We start from the raw sequence: 8,620 nt of genomic DNA, 5'->3' as shown, positions 1-8,620 counted from the left end.
CGCACGCCCGCCCACCCCGCAAACCCACCACCGATCGCCAAACTCACCACCCGCGCGGGTGGTGAGTTTGGCGAAAAGTGGTGGGTTTGCGGAGAGTGGGTCCAAACGGACTTGCCGTGCGTCTGAATACGTATGGAGATTCCCACCGATCCGTTCGGCCTGGTTCGGCGCGCGAGCATCGTCGGCCCCTACACCACTGACAAGGTTCTTCGGGGCAAGGTCGCATCGAAAGAGCTCCACCGACTGTGGCCCGGAGCGATGGCAGACTTCGCCGCGGTGGCCGAACTCGACGACGTCGAGAAACATCGCCTCACCGTCATCGCGGCAGCGAAGGCGGGCGATCCGAGTCGCATCTTCAGCCATGTCTCGGCGGCCGCGATGCACCGAGTGCCCCTGCTCTGGCCGGACCTCACCCGCGTCCACGTGACGTCGCCGAAAGTCGGCAAACTGAGTGCGCGTGTTGTTTGGCACCAGTGCGAGGTCGATCCCGAGGACGTCGAAGTCATCGACGGTGTGACCGTCACGTCGATCGAACGAACAGCCTGCGATGTCGCCCGTCTCGGGAACAGCCGCCAGGCACTCGTCGTGCTGGACGCCGCGCTCCGGAAGAAGGCCGATGCCGAACGAATGCAGGCGATCCTCGAGTCATGCCGCCGATTCAAAGGCGTCGAGATGCTGCGCCGCATGTTGCCGCATGCGAGTGCGTTGTCCGAAAGCGTCGGCGAATCTCTCAGTCGCGCAGTCATGCTCGAGTTCTCGGATCTGCCCGTCCCGCAACAGCAGGTCCGCATCGTCGACGATCGTGGCGAGTTCATCGCGCGCGTCGACTTCCTCCTGGCGAACAAGGTGATCGGGGAGTTCGACGGAATGGTCAAGTACAACGGCACCTTCGACGAGAAGCCGGCCTGGCAGATCATCGTGGACGAGAAGATCCGCGAGGACAAGCTGCGCGCGCAGGGTTACACGGTTGTCCGCTGGACGTGGCAGGATCTGCGCGACGAGGCCCGTTTCCATGCGACGCTCATTAAAGCGCTCCGCACCGCCGGGGAGGCCTGACACTCCACAAACCCACCACGGATCGCCGAACCCACCACCCTCGCGGGTGCTGGGTCTGGCGAAAAAGGGTGGATTTGCGGGGTGGCTACTGCGCGATGAACTTGTTGACGGTCCGGTTCAGGAAGTTCGGGATGAACTTGGCGGCGTTGCCGAGGAAGAGGGTCTGGGCGCCGACGGAGTAGCTGGTGCGGTGCAGCAGCTTGTCCTGGCGCGTGGGATGAACAGATTCCCAGACCTTCTCGGCGACCTGGTCCGGGGTGATGCGGATGCCCAGGGTCTTCGTGGATTTCGCGTCGTCGGCGGCCAGGGCGGTCTTCGCCCACAGCGGCCAGATGCTGACGACGCGGATGTCGTCGTGCTCCCACTCGAGTTCGAGGGCCTCGGTCAGTCCGCCGACGAAGAACTTGGTGGCGGAGTAGACCGCGATTCCGGGCTGGCCGTAGATCGCCGACGCCGACCCGATGTTCACCAAGTGCGCGCCCGGGGTCTTCTTCAGGTACGGGTGGGCGGCCTGTGCGCCCAGGGCGACACCGAGTGCGTCGATGTCGATCTGCCGCTTGATCTGCTCGGGCGTGATGGAGTCGATCCTGCCCGCGTGCAGGATGCCGGCGTTGTTGTCCAGGACGTCGAGGGTGCCACCGGTGTGCGAGGTGAACTCGGCCAGCGCGTCGGCCCACTGCTCCGGTTCACGGACGTCGAGCGTGCCCGTGATCCAGTCGGGATGGTCGGCCTTGACCTTCGCGAGAGCGTCGGTATCGACGTCGTAGACGCCGACGGTCCATCCATCGCGATCGAACCGTTCGGCAGTGGCGAGTCCTATCCCTGCCGCTCCGCCGGTGATGAAGATGGATGACATGCGTACTCCTACGGGGTAGTCGGTAGCGGCTCGATGGCGCTGACCTGCAAGAAGACTGTCCAGCACCGAACTTACCGGCCAGTATATTCATTGATTCGTTTACTGGGTCACAGTGCGGTGCTATCTTGACAACACACATTGTCATTACATCGATCATTGTCATGATCGACGTCGACCGGGAGGCGAGTTCGCATGACGGCCGCGATGGAACGAACCGAGAACGTCATCAGCATGCGTGACCAGGGCACCGAGGAGGTGTCAGCGCGTCTGCTGGCGTCGGCCGCCCGTCTCTCGCGCAATGCGATGACCGAGATCGACTGGTCCAAGCCGATGGACCCGACCAAGTACGGCTGCAGCCCGGAGTGGTCGTCGCTGTACGGCACCGACTACTGGGACGAACTCACCGAGGAGCAGCGGATCTCGGTGACGCGCCACGAGTTCGCGTCGATCATGAACATCGGGATCTGGTTCGAGATGATCCTGCAGGAGATGGTGATCCGCGATCAGTACCTCGGCGACTACCACGGCTCCGAGTTCCAGTTCGCGCTGACCGAGATCGCCGACGAGTGCCGACATTCGCTCATGTTCGCCAAGGCGTCGGAGAAGATGGTCGGCGCCTCTTACCGGCCGTCGAAGAAGGTCGCGCGCCTCGGCAACATCTTCATGCAGACCGCGAAGAACGAGGTCGCCTACGCCGGAATCCTGGTCGCCGAAGAGGTCCTGGACGTCTTCCAGCGCGGCTGCATGCGCGACGACCGGGTGCTCGATTTCATCCGCACGGTCAACGAGATCCACGTCCTCGAGGAGTCGCGCCACATGAAGTTCGCGCGTGAAGAGGTGCGCGAATCCCTCGAGGGTGTCAGCTGGGCGCGCCGCCAGTTCAGTGCGCTGACCGTGGCAATCGGTGCGTACTACATCGTCACGAGTCTCGTGCAGGGCCAGGCCTTCGCCGACGCCGGGCTCGACCCCGAGCGGGCTCGACGAGAGATGAAGCAGAACTCCCACTTCCATTCGATGATCCGCAGCAGCTGTGCCCACCTCATGGAGTTCCTCGACGAGGTGGGCCTGCTCACCAAGCCCGCCATGCGGTACTACCGGAAAGCGCACATGCTCTGATGTTCGTCATCACCCAATCATGTTGCAGTGACGCGGCATGCGTGTCCGTGTGCCCGGTGAACTGCATCCACCCGACACCCGAGGAGCGCGGCTTCGGCAGCTCCGACATCCTGCACATCGATCCGCAGGCCTGCATCGACTGCGGTGCCTGTGCCGACGCGTGCCCGGTGGACGCGATCTATCCCGCGGACAAACTCGGCCCGCGCGACAAGGTGTTCATCGACATCAACGCCGACTACTACAAGAACAACCCCGACGTCCGGTCGGGGTGGGTGCCGCCGACCGACGACGAGGCGTCCACTGTCACCTACCCGGACATCCCGAAACTGCCTGCCGGCCTGCGGGTTGCCCTGGTCGGCACCGGACCGTCGGGTGGTTACGCGTTGCGTACCCTGCTCGACCGGACCGAGGCGACGGTCACCGTCATCGACAAGCTGCCGACGCCGGGTGGACTCGTCCGTGCCGGCGTGGCACCGGATCATCCGGGCACCAAGGGTGTGCTGCGCGGATTCGACCTGCTCTACCGCGACCCCCGCGTCACCATGCTGACCAACGTGTCCGTCGGCGATGGACCGGACGAGGTCACCCCCGCTGAACTCGCCGAGCACTTCGACGCGGTGTTCTACGCCGTGGGCGCCAGTGAGTCCCGGCGCCTGGGCATTCCCGGTGAACACCTGCCGGGTTCGACGTCGGCGACCGACCTCGTGGCCTGGTACAACGGCGTGCCCGGCGTCGACGCGGGACCGCCGCTGCGTCGGGGAACCGCCGACGATCCGGCGACGGGACGCGCGGTCGTCGTCGGCACGGGCAACGTCGCGCTCGACGTCGCCCGCATTCTCGTGTCCCCGCCGGAGTTGTTGGCCACCACCGACATCGCCGACCGGGCGCTCGAGATCCTGCGCGAACAGAATGTCCACGAGGTGGTCCTGCTCGGTCGTCGTGATCAGGCCGCGGCCGCCTATACGGCAGCGGAATACCGTGCACTGTCGGAGATCCCGGGCGTCGAGGTCGAGGTGTTCGACGGAGCGGACGGACAGGTTCCGTCGTTGCACGAACCCGCTGACCCGTCGCGGCGTCGGATCGTGTTCCTGTTCCACAGCACTCCGGAGGAGATCGTCGGCAATCCGCAGGTGCAGTCAGTGACGGTCCGTACCGGCGAGGGACGGCATCACGTCGCCGTCGACCTCGTCGTGCGCTCGATCGGGTACCGCTCGACCCCGATCCCAGGTCTCGCCTTCGATGACGAGCGCGGCATCTTCCGCAATGTCGACGGTCGCCTGGTCGACGAGTCGGGCGAGATCGTCCCCGGCGGCTACGTGCTGGGTTGGGCCAAGCGCGGCCCCAGCGGGGGGATCGGCGCCAACAAGAAGTGCGCCACCCAAACGGTGGAGGACTTCATCGCCGACGCCGCGTCGGGGAGTCTTCAGCGCACCCGGCGTGCCGCGGGGGAGTTCCCGGCACTGGTGCGCAAGCGGGTGCGGACCGTGATCGGGTACCGCGGAATGCGCGCCATCGACAGGCACGAACGCCGCCGAGGCATCGAACAGGGTCGCCCTCGTGTGAAGTTCACCCAGGTCGCCGAGATGGTCGGCGCGGCGGGATGGCGGCGTAGCTGACGCGAATCCGCTGACCGACCGCGTCCACCGTGCCACGATCGGGGCACACACCCATCCCAGGAGGCGCGATGACGTACGACGGTTTGAACCAGAAGTGGCGCGAGCGTTCGCTGTTCGCCGTGTTCGTGACCGCGCTGGTCACCCAGAACGCGATTGCGATCCCGTATGTGCAGCGCAACGGCCCGGAGTCGGTGAAAGACTTCTTCGTCGGCGACATCATGAAGACCACGCCGGGCCGTTTCGCGATGGTCGATCTGCTCTTCGTGGTGATCGCCTTCCACCTGTGGGCGTTCGGCGAGGCCAGGCGGCTGCGGATCATGCCGTGGTGGATCGCGTCGCTGGTCCTCACCTTCGGGGTCGGCATCGCGACGGCGATCCCGTTCTTCTTCCTGGCTCGCGAACGCGCATTACGGCGCTGAGTACACGCCTCCGGGCTGCTCTCCGGCCTTCGGAACGGCCGTGAGAACCAGACAACCCTGCCGTAACACCGAGGCAAGTCGCATTTCACGCGGCGCGCGGATAGTGGCGGCATGTCGAGTACTCCGCACTTCCTGCAGGGTGTGTTCCCGTTCGCGGGAGCGGGCCTGACCAAGTCCGGTCCCATCGACCCGGTGCTCACGTTCGTGGTGCCGTCGGGAATGACGGCCCAGCCCTTGTACTTTCGTGGCGGCAACAGCTCCGACGAACTGATCTGCGTGACCCTGATGCGCGACGGGACGCCGATGCGGATGTTCCCGATGGGGGCGCGGTCGTCGGTGAACGTGCCGCTGAGGGTGGTCGAGGACGTCGATCCCGACACGACGCTCGAACTCGTGATCGCGGCTCCCGAGGGCGCGAGCGGCGAGGTCGTGGTGGACTTCGGGATGGTCGTCTTCTGATGGCGGATTCCCAGGACCTGCACGAACGACGCCGCCTGGTCGTCGTCGGGAACGGTATGGCCGGGGCGCGCACGGTCGAGGAGATCCTGACGCGCGGTGGCGGCGACCTGTTCGACATCACGATGATCGGCGACGAACCGTACGGCAACTACAACCGCATCATGCTCAGTCATGTCCTCGCCGGTGAGGCCACGGTCGATGACGACGATCTCATGCTGAACCCGATGGCGTGGTACCGCGAGCACGGCGTCACTCTCTACGCGGGCGACCGCGCCGAGGCGATCGACCGCTTCGCCAAGACCGTGACGTGTGCGTCGGGGCGGGCAATCGACTTCGACGTCCTCGTCATCGCGACCGGCTCCCATACGTTCTTCCCGAACATGGACGGCCTCCGCGAACCCGACGGCAAGCTCGCGCGTGGTGTGTTCGGATTCCGGACCATCGAGGACACCAACGGCATGCTGCAGATGGCGACGTCGCGCGATCATGTGCGTGCCGTGGTGATCGGTGGCGGCCTGTTGGGTCTCGAGGCCGCGTACGGACTGCAGACGCAGGGCGTGGCCGTCGACGTCGTGCATTCACCGGGACACCTGATGAACCAGCAGCTCGACGAGCGCGGTGGACGGGTGCTGCGGAACAAGATCGAGTCTCTCGGTGTCGGCGTGCACACCGGCAAGCGCACGACGTCGGTACTGCGCAACGACGACGGGACGGTAGCGGGAGTCGGCTTCACCGACGGGGATTCGCTACCGGCCGACATGATCGTGGTGACCGCGGGTATCCGCCCGAACGTCGAGATCGCGCGTGGCGCCGGACTGGTCGTGGAGCGTGGGATCGTCGTCGACGATCAGATGCGTTGTGAGGATGAAGCATTCATCTACGCGGTGGGTGAGTGTGCCCAGCACCGTAGTGAGGTGTACGGACTCGTCGCCCCGCTGTGGGAACAGGCTGTGGTTCTTGCGGACGTGCTGACCGGCGTGAATCCCCAAGCGGAATATCATGGTTCGCGACTGACCACGAAGCTCAAGGTCGCCGGTGTCGACGTCGCGGCGATGGGGGTCAAGGGTCCGGAGCGGGACGACGACGAGTTCGTGCAGTTCTACGAGCCGCGCAGCGGTATCTACAAGAATGTGGTGGTCCGCGACAACAAGCTGATCGGCGCGATGCTGCTCGGCGACATCTCCAAGGTCAACTTCCTCACCCAGGCCTTCGACGACAAGGTGCCCCTGCCGGACGAACGTATCTCGATGCTGTTCGACATGGGCACGCCGAGCGCGGAGACCGGCGCCGCCGAACTCGCCGACGATGTTCAGGTCTGCAACTGCAACGGCGTCACCAAGGGCGACATCATGGGTTGTGTCGCGTCGGGTTGCACCAGCGTCGGCGAGGTGTGCGCGAAGACGCGGGCCGGCAAGGGATGTGGGTCGTGCAAGGGCCTCGTCGCCGACATCGTCGAGTACGCCGCGGGCGACACTCTGACGGCCGACGCCGCGGCCGACTGGTACGTCCCGTCGATCCCGCTCACCAAGCCCGAACTCATCGACGCGATCCGGCGACAGGATCTGCGGTCGGTCAGCGAGGTCTTCGACAAGCTGGCACCCGAGGGCGAGGATGCGACGGCGAAGATGCCGCTCGCCTCGCTGTTGCGGATCATCTGGGGATCGGAGTGGAAGCGTGAACCGGGTGCGTTGTTCGTCAACGACCGTGTGCACGCGAACATCCAGCGAGATGGCACGTTCTCGGTGGTTCCGCAGATGAAGGGCGGGGTGACCTCGCCCGAGCAGTTGCGCAAGATCGCCGACGTCGCGGAGAAGTACTCGATCCCGATGATCAAAGCGACCGGCGGTCAGCGACTCGATCTGCTCGGCGTCAAGAAGGAAGACCTGCCGAAGGTGTGGGAGGACCTCGGGATGCCGTCGGGTTACGCCTACGGCAAGTCCTTCCGGACCGTCAAGACCTGCGTCGGAACCGATTACTGCCGTTTCGGTCTCGGTGATTCGACGCAGCTCGGAATCGACATCGAGACCCGCTATCAGGGTCTGGAGTCGCCGGCGAAACTCAAACTCGCGGTGACCGGTTGCCCACGCAACTGCGCCGAGGCGCTGTGCAAGGACTTCGGTGTGGTCGGCATCGGCGACGGCAAGTGGGAGATCTACGTCGGCGGCGCCGCCGGTGCCCACATCCGCAGGGGTGACCTGCTGGCGACCGTGGACTCCGCCGACGAGGTGATCCGGTTGTGCGGCATATTCATCCAGTACTACCGTGAGCAGGGCAAGTGGCTCGAGCGAACCTACTCGTTCGTGCCGAGGATGGGCATCGAGGAACTGCGCGCGATCATCGTCGACGACCGGGACGGCCTCGTGGCCGGCCTGCAGGAGCGGATCGACGAAGCCGTCGCCGCCTACGTCGATCCCTGGCTGGATCGCGCCGAACCGAAGTCGCCCGCACAGTTCAGCCCGGCGCTGCCGTTGCTGCCGCTCCCGCAGGTGCCGGTCCGGTGACCAGCATCGCCGAACCCGGAGTGGTCATCGGGGCCGTTGCCGACCTCGAACTGGGGGAGAGCCGCGCATACGTCGTGGGCGGGAAGCAGATCGCGGTGTTCCGGATGACCGACGGCTCGTTGCGCGCCACCGGCGCCGTCTGCCCGCACCGCGCCGGTCCGCTCGCCGACGGCCAGTTCGACGCCGCGAAGATCGTCTGCCCGCTGCACCAGTACGCCTTCTCCTTCGCCGACGGCGCCTGCACGTCGGACGGGATCGGGTCGGTGTCCGTCTACCGCGCCGAGGAGCGGGACGGCGACATCGTCGTCTGGCTGTGAACCGCTTGCGCTGCTTCAGGTGTGAGTAGCGCAAGCGACGAGCCGACCCTCGCTGCCGCCATTGGTGTGGAGAGCCCCCTCGCTGCCTGGGGTGCGAGGAGCGTTAGCGACGAGCCGCTCGCTCCCTGAGGTGTGAGGAGCGATAGCGACGAGCCGCTCGCTCCCTGAGCCTGGATGCACCGATTTGGGGTGAGGTTTCTGGTGTTTGATGGGGTGTTGAGAAGCGAGATGCCTTGCTGCAGTGCAAGAATGGGACTTGTCTAAGGAACACATTCAGGCA

8 protein-coding genes are annotated in these 8,620 nt (G+C 65.5%); 7 read left to right on the top strand and 1 reads right to left on the bottom strand.

What is annotated here, in order from left to right:
* Positions 1-132 precede the first annotated feature (132 nt).
* On the top strand, positions 133-1,056 hold the full coding sequence (locus NWF34_RS25015) for an endonuclease domain-containing protein (RefSeq protein ID WP_258326388.1): 924 nt from the start codon (positions 133-135) through the stop codon (positions 1,054-1,056).
* Positions 1,057-1,141: 85 nt separating this feature from the next.
* Here NWF34_RS25015 and NWF34_RS25010 read toward each other — a convergent pair whose 3' ends face one another.
* Complete coding sequence (locus tag NWF34_RS25010; protein WP_258326387.1) at positions 1,142-1,912, bottom strand: SDR family oxidoreductase; 771 nt, start codon at positions 1,910-1,912, stop codon at positions 1,142-1,144.
* Between the two features lie 192 nt (positions 1,913-2,104).
* On the opposite strand from NWF34_RS25010, the gene NWF34_RS25005 reads away from it, so the two are divergent.
* From NWF34_RS25005 to NWF34_RS24980, 6 genes are all read left to right on the top strand, one after another.
* Complete coding sequence (locus NWF34_RS25005; RefSeq protein WP_258326386.1) at positions 2,105-3,028, top strand: diiron oxygenase; 924 nt, start codon at positions 2,105-2,107, stop codon at positions 3,026-3,028.
* Positions 3,028-4,644 (top strand): FAD-dependent oxidoreductase, encoded by a 1,617-nt coding sequence (locus NWF34_RS25000; protein WP_258326385.1) that lies wholly within the window; start codon positions 3,028-3,030, stop codon positions 4,642-4,644. The genes NWF34_RS25005 and NWF34_RS25000 overlap by 1 nt, the downstream gene beginning before the upstream one ends.
* Positions 4,645-4,712: 68 nt before the next feature.
* The gene (locus NWF34_RS24995; RefSeq protein ID WP_258326384.1) at positions 4,713-5,063 is read left to right on the top strand and encodes a DUF2834 domain-containing protein; all 351 of its coding nucleotides are present in this window, start codon (positions 4,713-4,715) and stop codon (positions 5,061-5,063) included.
* Positions 5,064-5,174: 111 nt separating this feature from the next.
* Positions 5,175-5,522: a molybdopterin oxidoreductase gene (locus NWF34_RS24990; RefSeq protein WP_258326383.1), complete on the top strand. Its 348-nt coding sequence runs from the start codon at positions 5,175-5,177 to the stop codon at positions 5,520-5,522.
* Positions 5,522-8,023 (top strand): nitrite reductase large subunit NirB, encoded by a 2,502-nt coding sequence (gene nirB, locus NWF34_RS24985; protein WP_258326382.1) that lies wholly within the window; start codon positions 5,522-5,524, stop codon positions 8,021-8,023. The genes NWF34_RS24990 and nirB overlap by 1 nt, the downstream gene beginning before the upstream one ends.
* Positions 8,020-8,340 carry a Rieske (2Fe-2S) protein gene (locus NWF34_RS24980; protein WP_258326381.1) on the top strand — a complete coding sequence of 107 codons (321 nt, stop codon included), beginning with the start codon at positions 8,020-8,022 and terminating at the stop codon, positions 8,338-8,340. Before nirB ends, NWF34_RS24980 begins: the two co-directional genes overlap by 4 nt.
* Positions 8,341-8,620: the final 280 nt, after the last annotated feature.

Origin of the sequence: Gordonia sp. GONU (assembly GCF_024733855.1) — a bacterium.
In the GTDB taxonomy this organism is placed as follows: domain Bacteria; phylum Actinomycetota; class Actinomycetes; order Mycobacteriales; family Mycobacteriaceae; genus Gordonia; species Gordonia amicalis.
Note: the sequence above shows the minus strand (reverse complement) of the source record. Positions and strands in the feature narration are given on the sequence as shown.